Raw genomic sequence first — 16720 nt, forward strand, 5'->3', positions numbered from 1 at the left:
TTTCAACGCCGCCCCAACGAAGAAGGAAGACAAGCCGATGAAAACCATCAAGGGCCCCGCCATTTTCCTGGCCCAGTTCGCGGGAGACACCGCCCCCTTCGACACGCTCGACGGCATCGCCGGCTGGGCCGCCGGGCTGGGCTACAAGGGCGTGCAGATCCCGAGCTGGGACGCGCGCCTGTTCGACCTTCGGCGCGCCGCCGAGAGCAAGACCTACTGCGACGAGGTGAAGGGCACGCTGGCGAAGCACGGCCTGGAGATCACCGAGCTTTCGACGCACCTGCAGGGCCAGCTGGTGGCAGTGCATCCGGCCTACGACGCGGGCTTCGACGGCTTCGCGGCGCCCGAGGTGCGCGGCGACCCGGTGCGGCGGCAGCAGTGGGCGGTCGAGCAGCTGCACTTCGCAGCCAGGGCCTCGGCCAACCTGGGCCTCACGGCGCACGCGACCTTCTCGGGCGCGCTGGCATGGCCGTACCTGTATTCGTGGCCGCCGCGCCCGCCGGGCCTCATCGAGGAGGCCTTCGACGAACTCGCGCGCCGCTGGCGGCCGATCCTCGACGCCTTCGACGCCGTGGGCGTGGACGTGGGCTACGAGATCCACCCCGGCGAAGACCTGCACGACGGCGTGAGCTACGAGATGTTTTTGGAGCGCGTGAACAACCACCCGCGCGCCTGCCTGCTGTACGACCCGAGCCACTTCGTGCTGCAGCAGCTCGACTACCTGGCGTACATCGACCACTACCACGAGCGCATCAAGATCTTCCACGTGAAGGACGCCGAGTTCAACCCGACCGGCAAGCAGGGCGTGTATGGCGGTTTCCAGAGCTGGATCAACCGGGCCGGGCGCTTCCGCTCACTGGGCGATGGGCAGGTGAACTTCAAAGCCATCTTCTCGAAGATGGCGCAGTACGACTTTCCGGGCTGGGCGGTGCTGGAGTGGGAGTGCTGCATCAAGCACCCGGAAGACGGCGCGCGCGAAGGCGCGAAGTTCATCGCCGACCACATCATCCACGTGGCGGACCGGGCGTTCGACGACTTCGCGGCGGGCGGGGTGGACGTGGCGGCCAACAGGCGGATGCTCGGAATCGGCTGACCTGACCGTCAGAGCAACGTGACCAGCCGACGGATCGCGCCGTCGATCTGCGGCTCGGCGATCAGCCCGTAGCCGAAGGCGAGGCCGTTGGCCACGCCGGGCGCGTGCGGATCGAGCGCAAAACGCGAGAGCGGCGGCAGCGTGATGCCGGCCGCGGCGGCGCGCTCCACCACCGCATCGGCGCGCGTACCGCCGTGCAGCCGGGCCGACAGGTGCAGGCCGGCGTCCGAAGGAATCACTTCGAGCCGCCCCGCACCGTGGCGTGCCAGGGCCTCGAGCAATGCGGTGCGCCGCGCGCCGTAGAGCTTGCGCATCTTGCGGATGTGGCGCGCCAGGTGCCCCTCGGCGATGAAGGCGGCCAGCGCCTCCTGGCCCAGCACCGGGCCGTGCCAGTCGGCCAGTTCGCGCGCGCGCACCAGCGCCGCGCGGCCCCAGGGCGGCGCCACCACGAAGCCTAGCCGCAGCGCGGGGAACAGGCTCTTGGAAAAGGTGCCGATGTAGAAGACCGACTCGGCGCGGTCGAGGGTCTGCAGCGCATCGAGCGGGCGGCCGGCGAAGCGGAATTCGCCGTCGTAGTCGTCCTCGATGACGACCGCGTTGCGCGCCCGCGCGAAGGCCAGCAGGGCGGCACGGCGCGGCGGCGACATCGCCACGCCGGTGGGGAATTGATGCGAGGGCGTCACGCAGACCACGCGGGCCTCGGGTGGAATGCAGTCCACGCACATGCCTTCGTCGTCGGTCGGCACGGTCACCACTTTCGCGCCAGCGGCCAGCATGGCTTCGCGCAGCGAGGGATAGAACAGCTGCTCAACCGCGACCACCGTGCGCCCCGGTACGACGAGGATGCGCGCGAGCAGCCCGAAGGCCTGCTGCGCGCCGGCCGTGACCACGATGTCGCCGGCGGTGCAGCCGACGGCGCGGGTGAACGACACGTGCTTCGCGATGGCCTCGCGCAGCGCGCCCTGGCCCTGCGGGTCGGCGTAGTCGGCGGTCTGGCGTGCGATGCGGCGCAGCGCGCGGTCGCTCAGGCGGCGCCAGATGTCGAAGGGAAAGGCGCTCACGTCGGGCAGGCCGACGCGGAAGTCGTCGCGCGCTGGCAATGGCTGCAGCGTGGGTGCGAGGTCCGCGCCCGGAAGGGTGAGTGGCACCAGACGGGGGTCGCGCCGGGCTGTCGAGGCTTTGGTGGCGCGGCCGCGCCGGGAGGCCGGCAGCGTGTCGGCCACGTAGGTGCCGGCGCCGGGGCGCGCCAGCAGGTAGCCCTCGCTCAGCAGCAGGTCGTAGGCCGCGAGCATGGTGTTGCGCGACACGCCCAGCCGCTGCGCCAGCGCGCGCGTGGCGGGCAGGCGCGCGCCGGGCTGCAGCCGGCCGTCGAGGATGGCGCCGCGCAGCTGGCGGTGCACCTCGCGCAGCAGTTCGCGCGAGCCGGCGCCCGGCAGGTGGATGGCGAGTTCGAAAAGTGGCTCCATGAGCTTCGTCAATTGTGGTTCTTTTGAAGAGCCAATTGCAAACGTACTCTGGAGGCCTCGAACACAGCTTCAACGGAGTTCCTCATGAACGACACCGATCTCCCGACCTCGCGACCGCCTGAACGCCTGCCCCTGAGCCTGGGCTGGCTCGCGCTGGGCGCCTTCGCCATCGGCACCGAAAGCTTCATGGTCGCGGGGCTGCTGCCGGTGCTGGCGGCCGACCTGCAGGTCAGCGCCGCGCGGGCCGGGCAGCTGGTGCTGCTGTTCGCGCTGAGCTATGCGATCGGCTCGCCGGTGATGGCGGCGCTGCTGGCGCGCTTCGGTCGCCGGCCGCTGCTGATTGCCAGCCTCGCGGCCTTCTCGGCGCTGACGCTGGCGGCATCGATGGCGCACGGCTTTGCGCAGCTGGCATTCGCGAGGGTCGCGCTGGGGCTGGTGGCTGGCGTGTTCCTGCCGACCGCGAGCGCGGTGGCGGCCGCGATGGTGTCGCCCGCGCTGCGCGGCCGAGCGCTGGCCATCGTGACCGGCGGCGGTACGGTGGCGGTGGCACTGGGCGTGCCGCTGGGCGCGTGGATCTCCGGCTGGGGCGGCTGGCGCACGGCCTACCTGCTGATCGCGGCGGCTGCGGCGCTTGCCACCTTGGGCCTCGCCCTCGGGCTGCCGCGCCAGCTGGCGCAGGCCCCGGTGGCTGCAAAGCGCGCGCCGGCCTTTGCCGTGGCCCGCGAGCCGGGCGTGCTGCCGGCACTGCTGATCAGCATGCTGTGGGCCACGGGCGGCTTCAGCTTCTACACCTACATCGCACTGTTCCTCTCGGAAACGCTGGGCTTTGGCGCCGAAGGCGCGAGTGCGGTGTTCTTCGCCATCGGCGTGGCGGCAGCCATCGGCACCGCGGCTGGCGGCTGGGCCACCGACCGCTTCGGTGCCGATCGCATGGCACAGGGCTTCGCGCTGATGCTGGTGCTGATCCTGGGTGGGCTCTCGTTCTCGGCACAGATGCTGCCGCGCGGCTTGGCACTGCCGCTGATCGTGGGGCTGTCGGCGCTGTGGGGCTTCGCGGGCTGGGGGTTCGGCCCGGCGCAGGCGGTGCGGCTGATCCGGCTTGCGCCGGAGCGCGCGCCGATGACGCTGTCGCTCAACGCATCGGCGATCTACCTTGGCATTGCGGCCGGCTCGGCACTGGGCGGCATGGCGATCGAACTGGCCGGCGTCGGCGCGGTGGGCTGGGTGGGGGCGGCCTGCCAGTTCACGGGGCTGATGCTGCTGTGGCGCGCGCCACGCGCGGCCCGCAGCGCCTCGTCAAACTATGTTTTTGATAGCGAATAGTGCTTGAGCAACGGCCCTTCGGGGCCTTTTTGATGAGATCGTTGTTTTAAAGACAAGCAACTGTCATGCCCTGCAAGCTATAATGTCGGGTTCGTTTCGATACCACGACGAAGAATTTCGTCAATACCGCCGGCTGACCTGCACTGTCCCTTGGATTCTTCAGGCCTCTCACTTCCAAGCCGGCTTTTACAGTGTGTTGGAGCGCCAGACCGGGCGCCCATGATTGCCACCACTGCCTTCGTTCCTGTTGAAGCGAATAGCGCGTCCGCCGCGCCATTCCGGCCGGCCCACGCCCGTTTTCAATTATTTTTCAGGCACTTCGCGCTTTGCATCTGCGCGCTGTGCCAAGGCTTCATGGACATCATTCAACACAGTATCGCGGTGGGCAAGTACCTTGTTTCTCCGCTCATCCGACATCAGGACGACGGCAAGTACGCCGCTTCGGTCTCGATCCGCTCCGGCCACGGCAGCGGCATGCACGACCGCGTGATGCGCTTCACGCCGCGCTTTGCCAGCCACGCCGCCGCCGTCGGCTACGCCATCGACCAGGGCCTCGGCTGGGTGCGCGAACGCGCCCCCCAGGTTTCGAAGACGGCCCCTCTCGCGCTTCCGTGCGCGGGCTGAAACAATTACGCCCAATTCCATCTCCAACAAACATCGAACGAGTCAGAGGTAACCACATATGCCCAAGGAAGAACTGATCGAAATGAATGGCGCAGTGACCGAAGTCCTGCCCGACTCGCGCTACCGCGTCACGCTGGACAACGGCCATCAGCTGATCGCCTACAGCGGCGGCAAGATGCGCAAGCACCACATCCGCATCCTGGCGGGTGACAAGGTGTCGCTCGAACTCTCGCCCTACGACCTGACCAAGGGCCGTATCACCTTCCGTCACCTGGAACGTCGCGGCCCGCCGCCGACCACCGGCGGCAACAACTCCCCCCGCCGCTGATCCGCAACTGACGAAAGGCCTTGCGGTGCCCGCAAAGGGCGCCCGCAAGGCTTTTGTTTTTTGCGCTTCCCGGCTGCTGAACGATGACCACACCCAACCCCACAGCCGGCGGCACCCCAGCCGACAACGGCTTTGCCTCGCTGGCGCTCTCGCCCCAGATGCTGGCCAATCTCACCCAGCTCGGCTACACGCAGATGACGGCCATCCAGGCCGCCGCGCTGCCGCCGGCGCTGCTCGGCAAGGACCTGATCGCGCAGGCCAAGACCGGCAGCGGCAAGACCGCCGCCTTTGCGCTGGCGCTGCTTTCCAACCTGAACCCGCGCCGCTTCGCCATCCAGGCGATGGTGCTGTGCCCGACGCGCGAACTGGCCGACCAGGTCACGACCGAAATCCGCCGCCTGGCGCGTGCCGAAGAAAACATCAAGGTCGTCACGCTCTGCGGCGGCGTCGCCCTGCGCGGGCAGATCGCCAGCCTGGAGCACGGTGCGCACATCGTCGTGGGCACGCCGGGCCGCATCATGGACCACCTCGAGCGCGAGAACCTGAACCTCGAGGCGCTCAACACCCTGGTGCTCGACGAGGCCGACCGCATGCTGGACATGGGCTTCTTCGACGACATCGTGACGGTGGCGCGCCAGTGCCCTTCGGCCCGCCAGACGCTGCTGTTCTCGGCCACGTACCCCGAAGGTATCGCCAAGCTCGCGCAGCAGTTCATGAAGAGCCCCGAGCAGATCACGGTGCAGGCGCAGCATGAAGGCAGCAAGATCCGCCAGCGCTGGTACCAGGTGAAGGACAGCGAGCGGCTGCACACCGTGAGCCTGCTGCTCGACCATTTCCGCCCTGTCAGCACGCTGGCCTTCTGCAACACCAAGCAGCAGTGCCGCGACCTCGTCGAGGTGCTGCAGGCCCAGGGCTTCAGCGCGTTGGCGCTGTTCGGCGAGCTGGAGCAGCGCGAGCGCGACCAGGTGCTGGTGCAGTTCGCCAATCGCAGCTGCTCGGTGCTGGTTGCCACCGACGTGGCAGCGCGCGGGCTCGACATTTCGCACCTCGAAGCCGTGATCAACGTCGACGTGACGCCCGATTCCGAAATCCACATCCACCGCGTCGGCCGCACCGGCCGCGTGGGCCAGCAGGGCGGCTCGGAAGGCCTGGCGCTGAACCTGGCCAGCATGAACGAGATGGGCTTCGTCGGGAAGATCGAGCAGCTGCAGGGCCGCGAATCCGAATGGCACGAACTGGCCGAGCTCACGCCGGGCAAGGGCGAGCCGCTGAAGCCGCCGATGGCCACGCTGCAGATCGTGGGCGGGCGCAAGGAAAAGATCCGCGCCGGCGACGTCCTGGGCGCGCTGACCGGCGACTGCGGCTATGCCAAGGACCAGGTCGGCAAGATCAACGTCAACGAGTTCTCGACGTACGTGGCGGTGGACCGCGCGATCGCCGAGGAAGCCGCGCGCAAGCTGTCGGCCGGCCGCGTCAAAGGCAAGTCGGTCAAGGTGCGGCTGCTGGAGCAGTAGCCGCCGCACCGGCCTGCGGCGAGGTCGGGGCCACCGGCGCGTCGAGCGGCGGCGCCGCGGCCGCAGCGGGCGCAGCGGGCGCGGGCGCCTCCTGCCGCGCCGGCTTCGCGGCCAGCCGGAACGCCACGATCACCGCCAGCAGGCCGAAGATCGACGAGCCCACGGCCTGCCCGATCAGCACGCCTGCCGCACCGTAGTGCGAGCCCCACCACGCGAACGGAATCGTGCCCAGCGTGGCGCGCCCCCAGTTGAATGCGGTCGACAGCAGCGGATGCCCGAGGTTGTTGAACGAGGCGTTCGCCACGAACAGCCCGCCCGCGAAGAAGAAGCTCGCGGCCAGCCAGCCGCAGAAGAGCGAGATCAGCTCGGCCGCCTGCCCGTCGGCCGAGAACGCGCGGATCAGCACGCCCTGCCCGAGCGCCAGCACCAGCCACGCCACGGCCACCGACGCCACCATGAACAACAGGCTGTCGCGCAGCCCTTCCTGCACGCGGCGGAACTGCCCCGCGCCCAGGTTCTGCGCGAGGATCGGCCCGACCGCGCCGCTGAGCGCATAGACCAATCCGAAGGCCACCGGCGTCAGCCGGTCGATGGTGGCCCCGCCCCCCAACCCCGAGGGCCCGAACTGCGCGACCGAATGCGTGACGAAGGCCGCGCCCACCGGCGTGGCGAGGTTGGTCAGCACCGCCGGCGCGGCCACCTTGCCGAGCGCGCGCGCATCGCCGCCCAGCCGCGACGGCTCGAAGCGCCCGAGCATGCGGTGCCTCATCGTCACGCCGTGCAGCCCGATAGCCGCGAGCACGATGCGCGAGACCACCGCGCTGATGGCGGCGCCGTCGAGCCCCAGGCCGAAGCCGAAGATCAGGATCGGGTCGAGCACCGCCGTCACGAAGGCGCCGCCGAGCGTCACCGTCATCGAGCGACGCGCATCGCCGATGGAACGCAGCAGCGCCGAAGTCGCCATGCCGATGCCCAGCAGCGGCAGCGTGTGCACCGTCACCGAGAGGTAGCGATGCGCGAGCCGCGCCGTCTCGCCCTGGGCGCCCAGGGCCTGCAGCGCGGGATGCAGGAAGAACGCCGTGCCGGTGCCCGCCACCACCGACACCGCCGTCATCAGTACCAGGCTCGATGTGGCGATGCGGCGCGCGTCCTCGCCACGGCCGGCCCCCACGGTGCGCGAGACCACCGCCGCGATGCCGATCGTCAGCCCGATGCACAGCGACGCATGGAAGAAGCCCACCACGCCCGCAAAACCGACCGCCGCGGCAATCTCCTTCTCCCCGAGCAGCGAGATATAGAACAGGTTGATGAGGTCGACCGCGAACACCGCGATCAGCCCGATGGCCCCCGTGCCCGCCATCACGCAGACATGGCGCATCAACGACCCCGAAACGAAGCGCGCGCGCTCGACACCGCCCGCCGTTGCGGTTATTGGCATATGAAATTCCCGATGTGGCCTAATTGCAGGTTCGAACATCACTTTTACCCGAGCTTTTCATGCCCAAGACATTCCGTACCGAAGCCGAACGCGTTGCCACCCCCAAGCCGACGCCGATGCCCGGCTACACCGTGCCTCGCTCCGGTGGCGGCCAGAAGGTCAGCCTCGAACGCGGCACCGCAACGCGCAGCAAGAAGAACCCCGGCAAGCGCGCCAAGAAGGGCGGCTGATCCGGCCCCCGCTGGCTCCCCGGAGCCACGACGAACGCGCCCACGGGCGCGTTTTGTCGTTGGGGCAGCTATAAGGCAGCGATGTCCGACGACAACCAGATCTTCATTCCTCCCTCGTTCTTCGCGGTCTACACCGACGCGCGCCAGCGCCTGAGCGAGCCGATCGGCGTGGTGCGCGAGCGCTACGAGATGTGCGAAGACCTCTCCAACCATCTCGTGGGCCACGCGCAGATCCAGCACCACACCGAGGTGCCGGTCGAAAGCGAGATCCTCCGGCGCATCCACGCCGGGCTCGCCGCGCCCGAATCGGGCGTGTCGACGGCCGAGGCCACGTGGATCGTGCAGCGGCTGGCAGAGCTGCTGGGCTGGGGCACACCCGAGCCCGAGCCGGCCGACGACTGATACGGCGCCAGCATGACCAGTCGCACCACCGACCTCCTGCTCACCGCGACCGCGCCCGCCATCTGGGGCAGCACCTACATCGTCACGACCGAGCTGCTGCCGCCGAACTACCCACTGACGGTCGCCCTGCTGCGCGCGCTGCCCGCCGGCCTGCTGTTGCTGCTGATCGTGCGCAAGCTGCCCGAGCGCGCGTGGTGGGGGCGCATCCTCATCCTCGGCGCGCTGAACTTCTCGATCCTCTGGGCGATGCTGTTCCTGGCGGCATACCGGCTGCCGGGCGGCGTCGCGGCCACCATCACTTCGGTGCAGCCGCTGCTCGTGGTGTTCCTGGCCAGCGTCTTCCTGGGCTCACCGATGCGCGCGCTGTCGGTCGCGGCGGCGGTGGTCGGCATCGGCGGGGTCGCACTGCTGGTGCTCACGCCGAATGCGGCGCTCGATGCCATCGGCATTGCCGCGGCCATTGCCGCCGCGGTGTCGATGGCCTTCGGCACGGTGCTGAGTCGGCGCTGGCAGCCGCCGGTGTCGGCGCTCACCTTCACGGCGTGGCAGCTCACCGCCGGTGGCCTGCTGCTGTTGCCGGTGGCGCTGCTGCTGGAGCCACCGCTGCCCGCGCTGACGGCGCAGAACTGGATCGGCCTCGGCTGGCTCGGCCTCGTGGGCGCCGCGCTGACCTACATCGTGTGGTTCCGCGGCGTGGCGCGGCTGGAGCCCTCGGCGATCGCGCCGCTGGCTTTCCTGAGCCCCGTGACGGCGGTGATCCTGGGCTGGGCGCTGCTGGGGCAGGCGCTGTCGGCGTGGCAGGTGACGGGGATCGGCATCGTCATTGCGAGCATCTGGCTCAGCCAGCGCGGGGCGCAGCCTGTGGTGCGGGCTGTGCCGGCCGCGCGTCAGGCCGGCTGAGCCGAGGCCGAGGTCGCGCGCTTCAGCAGGCTCAGGTAGCCGGGCTGCACTTCCATGCGCGCGATGGAGCCCTGCCGCTGCAGCAGGCGATGCGCCTTCGGCAGCGCCCAGCAAGGCAGGCTGGTGAACATGTGGTGCTCGCAGTGGTAGTTGACCCAGTAGGGCGCCACCAGGATGCGTTCGAGCCAGCCGGCGTGCGTGGTGCGGGCCTGGCGCAGCGGATCGGCCTCGTTCTGCGCGACCAGCGCATGCTCGGCGATGTTGCGCACGCGGCTCACGAGCGGCAGCCAGGTGGCCATGGGCAGCAGCCACATCAGCAGCCATGCCCACCAGCAGCCGGCGAGCGCGAAGGCCAGAAATCCGAGGCCGTTGGCAATGAGAAAGCGCCTGTCTTTCGCAAGCTCCCGGCCGAGCACTTCGAGCACCGACTCACCCGGCCCGCGCTTGCGGATGCCTTCGGCGACATGCCCGAAGCGCTGCTTGTAGAACGTCTGTCCGCTCAGGTCGCGCACCACCTTGCGCCACATCGACGCGCGCGTGATGGGGAAGGGCGCCGACAGCACGAGGTCCGGGTCTTCGGTCTGCTGCACGAAGCGGTGGTGCTGCAGGTGATAGGGCCGGTAGTCGCGCAGCGTCGACGAGCACAGCCAATAGCCCACCCATTCGTTGATCTTGCGGTTGCGGTGCAGCCCTGCATGCGCAGCGTCATGCATGAGGATGAACAGCCCCAGCTGCCGCGCGCCCACTACCGGCACTACGAGGGGAAGGGTCCATGGCCACACGATGCCCACGAGCATGGCAGCGCCGATCACGGCCCAGCAATGCAGCACCAGCCACAGGCCCTTCCACGACGAACGCGCAGTGAGCGACTGCCATTCTTCGGCGGTGAAAAACTCTTCGGGTTGGGCGCGGGGAGCGGCGGCCATGCGGGCCAGTATGCGCCGCCGGCCCGGGCAAGGCACGCGGAATTCCCCGGAGTGCAGCGGTGAGTGGAGGCGAGGCCCTTCGGCCTACTTGTCGATGATCTTGCGCGCGAAGACTTCGAGGTAGTCCATCAGCCGCTCGGCGCCCGCGATGGCGGCGGCTTCGTCGCCGGTCGCGATGCCCTGCGCCAGCTCGAGGTGCGCATTGGCGCCCTCGACGATCTCCCCTTCGTGCTGGTAGGCATACCAGAAGCGCCGGCACTGCACGATCGGCGGGATCACCGCCCTCACTGCCGAGTCGTTGTGGCTCGCCTGGTGGTTGACGAGGTCGAGTGCATGGTCGGCGCGCATGTAGCCGGTGAGGTCGCCGCGTGCCGCGGCCTCGACCATGGTCCGGGCGCAGCGGACGATGTCGGTGCGCTGCTGCGCGGTGGCCCGGCGCGCCGAGCAGGCGGCGATCAGCCGTTCGAGCACGCGCCGGGTCTGGATCACGTCGAGGTGGTCGGCCAGGTCGATGGCCGACACGAGCAGCCCGCGGCGCGGTTGCTGCACGATGAGTCCGATGGACACCATGCGCATCAGCGCCTCGCGCACCGGCGTGCGGCCAAGCCCCGTGCGCTCGGCGAGTTCGGCCTCGACGACCTGGCTGCCGGGCTGCAGCTGCATGGTCGACAGCAGCGTCTCGATGGCGTCGTAGGCCAGGTCGGCGGCGCGGCGCTTGGGCGGTGGGCGGGAGGCGGTCTTCGAGGCGGGCATGGTCTTGTTCTGCGGATGCGGCCGCCTCATTGTCGGCGGTCGCCGTCGTTCACCAGGCCTGCGAGCGTCGAGATGCGGGCCGGCGACAGCGGCGGGCGCGGCGCGGGCGGCGTCCATCCGAAGAGGAAATGCGCCGCGTCGCCGCAGACGCGGCCCTGGCAGGCGCCCATGCCGCAGCGGCGGTGCAGCTTGGCGTCGGTCCAGCCGGTGCAACCTGCCAGCGCGGAGAAGGGAACGTCTTCGCAGCGGCACACGAGCGTGTCGGGCTGCGGCATCGTCTTGATATCTGGCGCCAGCGCGAAGCTGCGGTGCAGCTGCGCGGCGAAGGCGTTCCAGCGGGCGCGTTCGCCTTCGTGTGCCTTGGCTGCGCGTTCGTTGCCGACGGCCGCATGGCCTGCGATCGTGCCCTGCGCCAGTGCGCGTTCGCTGCCGCCGAAGCCGGTGCACTCGCCGGCTGCATGGATGCCGGGGACGCTGGTGGCTTGCAGGGCATCGACCCACAGGGCTTGGGCCTTCAGCGCGCAGCCGAGCAGCTGGCCGAGCTGCGTGTTGGGTGTGAGGCCGAAGCCGCAGGCGATGCGGTCGCAGGCAATCTCGATTTCGCTGCTGCCTTGGCGAAGTCGCGCCGATTCGACTTGCGTCGCGCCGTGCGCCGAGACGATGCGCGACGAAGTGCGGTACCGCGGATCGGCCAATGTCACCGCCTGCGCGGCCTTGCCGGGCCAGCGAGCGAGGCTGGCGCCGAAGCGCGCGACCGAGGCGAACGACGCCTGCTCCGCGATGCGCAGCACCTTCGCGCCGGCTGCGCGCGCAGTGGCTGCAGCGGCAAGCAGCAGCGGGCCGCTGCCCGCGATGACGATGCGTTCGCTCTCGACCGGCATGCCCGCCTTGACGAGCGCCTGCAGCCCGCCCGCGCCGGTCACGCCGGGCAGCGTCCATCCGGGGAAGGGCAGCAGAAGTTCGCGTGCACCGGTGCAGAGAACGAGCTTCTTCCACCGCATGCGCGTGGCGCCTTCGGCGTCTTCGAGCAGCAGTTCATGCGGCAAGGGCACGGCGACGACGCGCGTGCCGCTGCGCACGCGGATGTTGGCATGGTGCTCGAGCGCATCGCGCCGTTTGCGAGCCGTAGGCGGCAACGCCGCGCCGGGGCCATCGCGCCAGATCTGTCCGCCGGGCACGGGGTTGTCGTCGATCACGACGATCGATGCGCCGCTGGGCGCAGCCGCCACCGCTGCGGCCATGCCGGCCGGCCCTGCACCGACGACGAGCACGTCGCATTCTTCCTGTGCCATGCCGGTCGTCATTCCGTCGTCTCCACGCGCATGCCTTCGATGCAGACCGTCTGGCACGCGAGCCTGCGCCGGCCGTCGACCAGCACGCGGCATTCTTGGCACACGCCCATGCCGCAGAACGGCGCGCGCGGCTGGCCCGTGACCGAAGTGCGCGCCACGCCCATGCCGCTGGCCACGCGCAGCGCGGCAGCGACCGAGCTGCCCGCCTTCACGCGCACCAGATGGCCGTCGATGTTCAACAGGGTGTGGCCGCTCATGCGATCTCCCGGAGGCCGCGCGGCGCGTAGGGCGCCGCATCGAAGTCGGGGGTCGCGCCGGTCATCAACGCAGCAAGCAGATGCGCGCTGCCCGGCGCGGTGGTCACACCGAGCCCTTCATGTCCGACAGCGAGCCAGAGCTTCTCGCGCCACGGGTGCTTGCCCAGCAGCGGAAGCCCGTCGGGCGATGCCGCGCGCATGCCGGTCCACGAGCGCACCGCGTTGAGGTTCGCGAGCCCCGGCAGGTAGTCCAGCGTGCGCTGGAGCATGCGCGCGAGCATCGGCGCCTCGACCGCCGGGTCGGTCGTGTCGAACTGGCGCGACGAGCCGACCAGCAGCTGCCCCGTGGGCCGTGGCTGCACGTTGAAGGCGACCGAGTCGCCGTCGCTGTGGTGCGCGCTGGTCACGTAGCCGAGTTCGACCAGCTGGTGATGCACGGTGCCCGGGTAGCGGTCGGTGATCAGCAGATGGCCCTTCTTCGGACGGATCGGCAGTTCGGGGCACAGCGTCGTCGCCTGGATGCCGTTGGCCAGCACGACCTGCGGCGCCGTGCGGCGGCTGCCGTCGGCGAGCCGCAACGTGCCGTCGTCTTCGATGGCCTCGACCTTCGCGTGCTCGACGCTGATCGATTCCGTGTTCTGGGTGAGCAGCCAGCGCGCGGCATTCGGCGCATAGAGGATGCCGTCGCCCGGCACTTCGAGAGCGCCCGACAGACCCTTGCGCAGCGCGGGCTCCGCGCTTGCCAGTTCGCGCGCATCGAGCAGCCGGCTGCCGATGCCGTGCGCGCGCAGCCGCTGCTGCTTGCGCTCGGCCTCCACCATCTCTTCGTCGTTCGCGGCAATCCAGAGCGTGCCGCAGGCGCTGTACGCGCAGTCGTCGCTCATGCGCGGCGCCAGCTCGCGCCATTGCGCGACCGAATGGCGGCTCAGTTCGAGCTCGGCCGCGTTGTCGTCCATCACCACGAGGTGGCCCATGCCCGCGCCGGTGGCACCGCCGATGCGCGCATCGAGCACCAGCACCCTGCGCCCCGCCTGTGCAAGCGCCTGTGCGCACGCCGCGCCGACGATGCCGGCGCCGATGACGATGACATCCACGTCCATGCCGCCCGATGTCAGAGCCGGATGCCCCAGCCGAAGGGATCGTCATCTTCGATCAGGAGCGTGGCTTCGGCGCTGATGTGCGCGCGGCCTCGCAGCGTGGGAATGACCTTGCCATCCGCCATCTCGTAGCTGGCCTCGAAGCGGCTGCCGATCACGCTGGCCTGCGTCCACACTTCGCCCGGCGCGAGCTTGCCGTCCGCCGCGAGGCAGGCGATCTTGGCGCTGGTGCCGGTGCCGCAGGGCGAGCGGTCGTAGGCGTTGCCCGGGCACAGCACGAAGTTGCGGCTGTCCGCGCCTTCGTCGTCGTTGGCAAAGAGTTCGACGTGATCGATCTCCGCGCCGTCCGCGCCCGTAATCCCCTGCGCCGCCAGTGCGCGGCGCAAGGCAGAGGTGTAGCCGGTCAGCGCCGCGAGGTTGTCGCTCACCACGCGCTGGCCGTGCTCGCTCACCAGGAAGAACCAGTTGCCGCCCCAGGCCACGTCGCCGCGGACGGTGCCATGGCCCGGCAGCTCGACCGCCACCTGGTGCAGATGCCGGTAGGCCGGCACGTTGCGCACGCTCACCGAGCCGTCTTCGTGCAACGTGGTCGTGACCGTGCCGACAGGCGTCTCGATCCGGTGCTCGCCCACGCCGATGCGCCCCATGTGCGCAAGGCTCGCGACCAGCCCGATGGTGCCGTGGCCGCACATGCCGATGTAGCCGGCGTTGTTGAAGAAGACCACGCCGGCAGCCGCATCCGGCGACACGGGCTCGCAAAGCAGCGCCCCCACCACCACGTCGCTGCCGCGCGGCTCCAGCACGGCCGCCGCGCGCCACTTGTCGTGCTGGTCGGCCAGCAGCGCACGGCGCTCGGCCATGCTGCCGCCGCCCAGATCGGGAAACCCGCCGATCACAAGGCGCGTGGGCTCGCCGCCCGTGTGCGAATCGATGACCTGGATGCGTTGCATGTGGCTGGGTCCGATCAATAGCTGGCGAGGGGAACGGGCGCCGCGTTCTTGAAAGTGAAGACGGTGATGGGCGCCTGCTTCATGTTGCCCTTGTCGTCGTACGAATAGGTTGCGGCCACGCCCTTGTAGGTGGTCTTGTAGAGCTCGGCGCCCACCTTGTCGGGGTCGATGGAGTTGGCCTTCTTCATCGACTCGCCGATGAACAGCACCTGGTCGTAGTACGAAGCAGCGTACGCGTCGGGGTCGACGTTGAAGCGCTTCTTGAACTTCTCCTTGAAGGCCGGGCCGCTCTGCGCCTTCTCGAGGATGGAGCCGCCCTGCGCGCAGAACACCAGGTCGTTGACCGCGTCGCCGCCGAGCTTGCCGGTGGCCGGGCTGCACACGGTGTCGCCGCCCAGCAGCTTGCCGGGTACGGCGAGCTGCTTCATCTGGCGCGCCATGGGCGCGGCCTGCGGTGCATAGCCGCCGAAGAAGATGGCCTCGGGCGCCTTGGCCTTCATGTTGGTCAGGATGGCGGTGAAGTCCACGGCCTTGTCGGTGGTGAACTCCTGGCCGACCACGGTCAGGCCCTGCTTCTTCGCTTCCTTGGTGAACTCTTCGGCGAGGCCCTGGCCGAAGGCGGTGCGGTCGTCGATCACGCCGACCTTGGTCACCTTCAGCACCTTGGCCGCGTAGACCGCCATGGCGCCGCCAATCTGGTTGTCGCTCGCGATGATGCGGTAGAGGTTCTTGTAGCCACCCTGCGTGACCTTCGGGTTGGTGCCCACCGTGGAGACCATGGTGCCGCCGTCGCTGTAGATGCGCGACGCCGGAATGGCCACGCCCGAGCAGTACGGGCCCATGACGAACTTGACGCCGTCGTCGACGAACTTCTGCGCCACGCTCACGCCGGTCTTGGCGTCGCACTGGTCGTCTTCCGACACCATCTCGAACTTCAGCGTCTTGCCGCCGACGCTGAGCTTTTTCGCGTTGAGTTCCTCGACGGCGAGGCGCACGCCGTTTTCATTGTCCTTGCCCGCGAAGGCATTGGGGCCCGACAGCGGACCGCTGTGGCCGATCTTGACCACCTGCTCCTGTGCTTGTGCCTGACCTGCGATGGCGATGGCCACGAGGCCGAGAAACGAAACCATGTTTGCTTTTGACTTCATGCTTCTTCCTAGGTTGGGGACGATGAAAAGAGGGGCTTATTACATGACCGATTGGTACTGCGCAGGCCGCGTGGCAAGCGCCTTCTTCACGACAGCCTCGATGAAGGCGCGCTCCTCGCCGATGAGCGGCAGGCGCGGGCGGCGCATGTGCTCGGTGCCCACGCCGACCAGCAGGTCGATGAGCTTGAGGTTCTGCACGAGCTTGGTCGACACGTCCAGGTGCAGCATCGGCGTCATCCACTGGTAGAGCTTGAGCGCCTCGGCGAACTTGCCGGCCTTCATCAGGTCGTACAGCGCCACCGTCTCGCGCGGGAAGGCACAACCCACCCCGGCCAGCAGGCCGTCGCAGCCCAGGGCCAGGCCTTCGTAGGCCAGGTCGTCCACGCCCAGGAACAGCTGGTAGCGGTCGCCCACCGTGTTGCGCAGGTCGGTGATGCGGCGGATGTTGTCGGTGCTCTCCTTGATCGCTGCGATCCATTCGCAGTCGGCCAGCTCGACCATGTGCTCGGGCTTGAGGTCGACGCGGTAGGCCACCGGGTTGTTGTAGACCATGATGGGTTTCTGCGCGGCGTTGGCGATGGTGCGCACATTGAGCATCGCCTCGCGCGCGTCGGCCACGTAGATCACCGAGGGCATCACCATGAAGCCGGCCACGCCGAGCTTGTTGGCGCCGTCCACGTAGCGCAGCGCCTCGCGCGTGCTGGTTTCCGACACATTGGCCAGCACCGGGATGCGGCCATCGGCGGCGTCGAGCGCGATCTTCGCGACCTGGAGCTTTTCTTCCAGCGTCAGCGTGCTGGCTTCGCCGAGCGAGCCGCAGGTGACGAGGCCATGGATGCCGTTGCGGATCTGGAAGTCGATGTGCCGGGCGGTGCCCTCGGCATCGATGCTCTCGTCGGCGTGGAACTTGGTGGTGATGGCGGGGAAGATGCCTTGCCAGCGGGGATTGGTCACGGATGGTGCTCCTGATGGTGTGCGG

18 protein-coding genes are annotated in these 16720 nt (G+C 69.2%); 8 read left to right on the forward strand and 10 right to left on the reverse strand.

Translation table 11 applies throughout. The features are described from left to right. The first annotated feature begins 37 nt into the window (after positions 1-37). On the forward strand, positions 38-1093 hold the full coding sequence (locus tag ACEOAB_RS28990) for a sugar phosphate isomerase/epimerase family protein (RefSeq protein WP_413750503.1): 1056 nt from the start codon (positions 38-40) through the stop codon (positions 1091-1093). An 8-nt stretch (positions 1094-1101) separates the two neighbouring features. Here the strand turns inward: ACEOAB_RS28990 and pdxR are convergent, their stop codons facing one another. Continuing rightward, positions 1102-2559, reverse strand: a complete 1458-nt coding sequence (pdxR, locus tag ACEOAB_RS28995; protein ID WP_495653856.1) for a MocR-like pyridoxine biosynthesis transcription factor PdxR — start codon at positions 2557-2559, stop codon at positions 1102-1104. 84 nt (positions 2560-2643) lie between these two features. On the opposite strand from pdxR, the gene ACEOAB_RS29000 reads away from it, so the two are divergent. The 4 genes from ACEOAB_RS29000 (at position 2644) to dbpA (ending at position 6348) form a co-directional block, all read left to right on the forward strand. Continuing rightward, a complete protein-coding gene (locus tag ACEOAB_RS29000) occupies positions 2644-3882 on the forward strand; it encodes an MFS transporter (protein WP_495653291.1) in 1239 nt (412 codons plus the stop codon). A gap of 354 nt (positions 3883-4236) precedes the next feature. Continuing rightward, positions 4237-4506, forward strand: coding sequence for a hypothetical protein (locus ACEOAB_RS29005; RefSeq protein ID WP_056593222.1), 270 nt, complete (start codon positions 4237-4239; stop codon positions 4504-4506). Positions 4507-4564: 58 nt separating this feature from the next. Next, a complete protein-coding gene (infA, locus tag ACEOAB_RS29010; protein WP_007828652.1) occupies positions 4565-4834 on the forward strand; it encodes a translation initiation factor IF-1 in 270 nt (89 codons plus the stop codon). Positions 4835-4917: 83 nt separating this feature from the next. Beyond that, complete coding sequence (dbpA, locus tag ACEOAB_RS29015; protein WP_056593233.1) at positions 4918-6348, forward strand: ATP-dependent RNA helicase DbpA; 1431 nt, start codon at positions 4918-4920, stop codon at positions 6346-6348. Here the strand turns inward: dbpA and ACEOAB_RS29020 are convergent. Further along, a complete protein-coding gene (locus ACEOAB_RS29020) occupies positions 6323-7786 on the reverse strand; it encodes an MATE family efflux transporter (RefSeq protein WP_495653292.1) in 1464 nt (487 codons plus the stop codon). The two genes, dbpA and ACEOAB_RS29020, sit on opposite strands and share 26 nt — an antisense overlap. 59 nt (positions 7787-7845) lie before the next feature. Between ACEOAB_RS29020 and ACEOAB_RS29025 the strand changes: the two genes are divergently transcribed. From ACEOAB_RS29025 to ACEOAB_RS29035, 3 genes are all read left to right on the forward strand, one after another. Continuing rightward, positions 7846-8016, forward strand: a complete 171-nt coding sequence (locus ACEOAB_RS29025) for a hypothetical protein (RefSeq protein ID WP_007828646.1) — start codon at positions 7846-7848, stop codon at positions 8014-8016. 81 nt (positions 8017-8097) lie between these two features. Further along, positions 8098-8418 (forward strand): hypothetical protein, encoded by a 321-nt coding sequence (locus ACEOAB_RS29030; protein ID WP_413751178.1) that lies wholly within the window; start codon positions 8098-8100, stop codon positions 8416-8418. A 12-nt stretch (positions 8419-8430) separates the two neighbouring features. Then, positions 8431-9318: an EamA family transporter gene (locus ACEOAB_RS29035; RefSeq protein WP_413751177.1), complete on the forward strand. Its 888-nt coding sequence runs from the start codon at positions 8431-8433 to the stop codon at positions 9316-9318. On the opposite strand, the gene ACEOAB_RS29040 is transcribed toward ACEOAB_RS29035, so the two are convergent. The 8 genes from ACEOAB_RS29040 to ACEOAB_RS29075 form a co-directional block, all read right to left on the reverse strand. Further along, on the reverse strand, positions 9306-10244 hold the full coding sequence (locus ACEOAB_RS29040) for a fatty acid desaturase family protein (RefSeq protein WP_413751176.1): 939 nt from the start codon (positions 10242-10244) through the stop codon (positions 9306-9308). The two genes, ACEOAB_RS29035 and ACEOAB_RS29040, sit on opposite strands and share 13 nt — an antisense overlap. Before the next feature lie 84 nt (positions 10245-10328). Further along, entirely contained in the window at positions 10329-10997 is a 669-nt protein-coding gene (locus ACEOAB_RS29045; RefSeq protein WP_157632108.1) for a GntR family transcriptional regulator, read from the reverse strand. Between the two features lie 26 nt (positions 10998-11023). Continuing rightward, the gene (locus ACEOAB_RS29050; protein ID WP_495653293.1) at positions 11024-12301 is read right to left on the reverse strand and encodes an FAD-dependent oxidoreductase; all 1278 of its coding nucleotides are present in this window, start codon (positions 12299-12301) and stop codon (positions 11024-11026) included. Then, entirely contained in the window at positions 12298-12546 is a 249-nt protein-coding gene (locus ACEOAB_RS29055) for a (2Fe-2S)-binding protein (RefSeq protein WP_056593263.1), read from the reverse strand. Before ACEOAB_RS29055 ends, ACEOAB_RS29050 begins: the two co-directional genes overlap by 4 nt. Further along, the gene (locus ACEOAB_RS29060; protein ID WP_413750441.1) at positions 12543-13646 is read right to left on the reverse strand and encodes an NAD(P)/FAD-dependent oxidoreductase; all 1104 of its coding nucleotides are present in this window, start codon (positions 13644-13646) and stop codon (positions 12543-12545) included. The genes ACEOAB_RS29055 and ACEOAB_RS29060 overlap by 4 nt, the downstream gene beginning before the upstream one ends. Positions 13647-13657: 11 nt before the next feature. Then, positions 13658-14593: a 4-hydroxyproline epimerase gene (locus ACEOAB_RS29065; RefSeq protein ID WP_413750440.1), complete on the reverse strand. Its 936-nt coding sequence runs from the start codon at positions 14591-14593 to the stop codon at positions 13658-13660. Between the two features lie 14 nt (positions 14594-14607). Further along, entirely contained in the window at positions 14608-15741 is a 1134-nt protein-coding gene (locus ACEOAB_RS29070) for a branched-chain amino acid ABC transporter substrate-binding protein (protein WP_056593269.1), read from the reverse strand. 39 nt (positions 15742-15780) lie between these two features. Further along, a complete protein-coding gene (locus ACEOAB_RS29075; RefSeq protein ID WP_413750439.1) occupies positions 15781-16695 on the reverse strand; it encodes a dihydrodipicolinate synthase family protein in 915 nt (304 codons plus the stop codon). Positions 16696-16720 lie beyond the last annotated feature (25 nt).

The sequence above is a fragment of the Variovorax sp. Varisp53 genome (assembly GCF_059491555.1).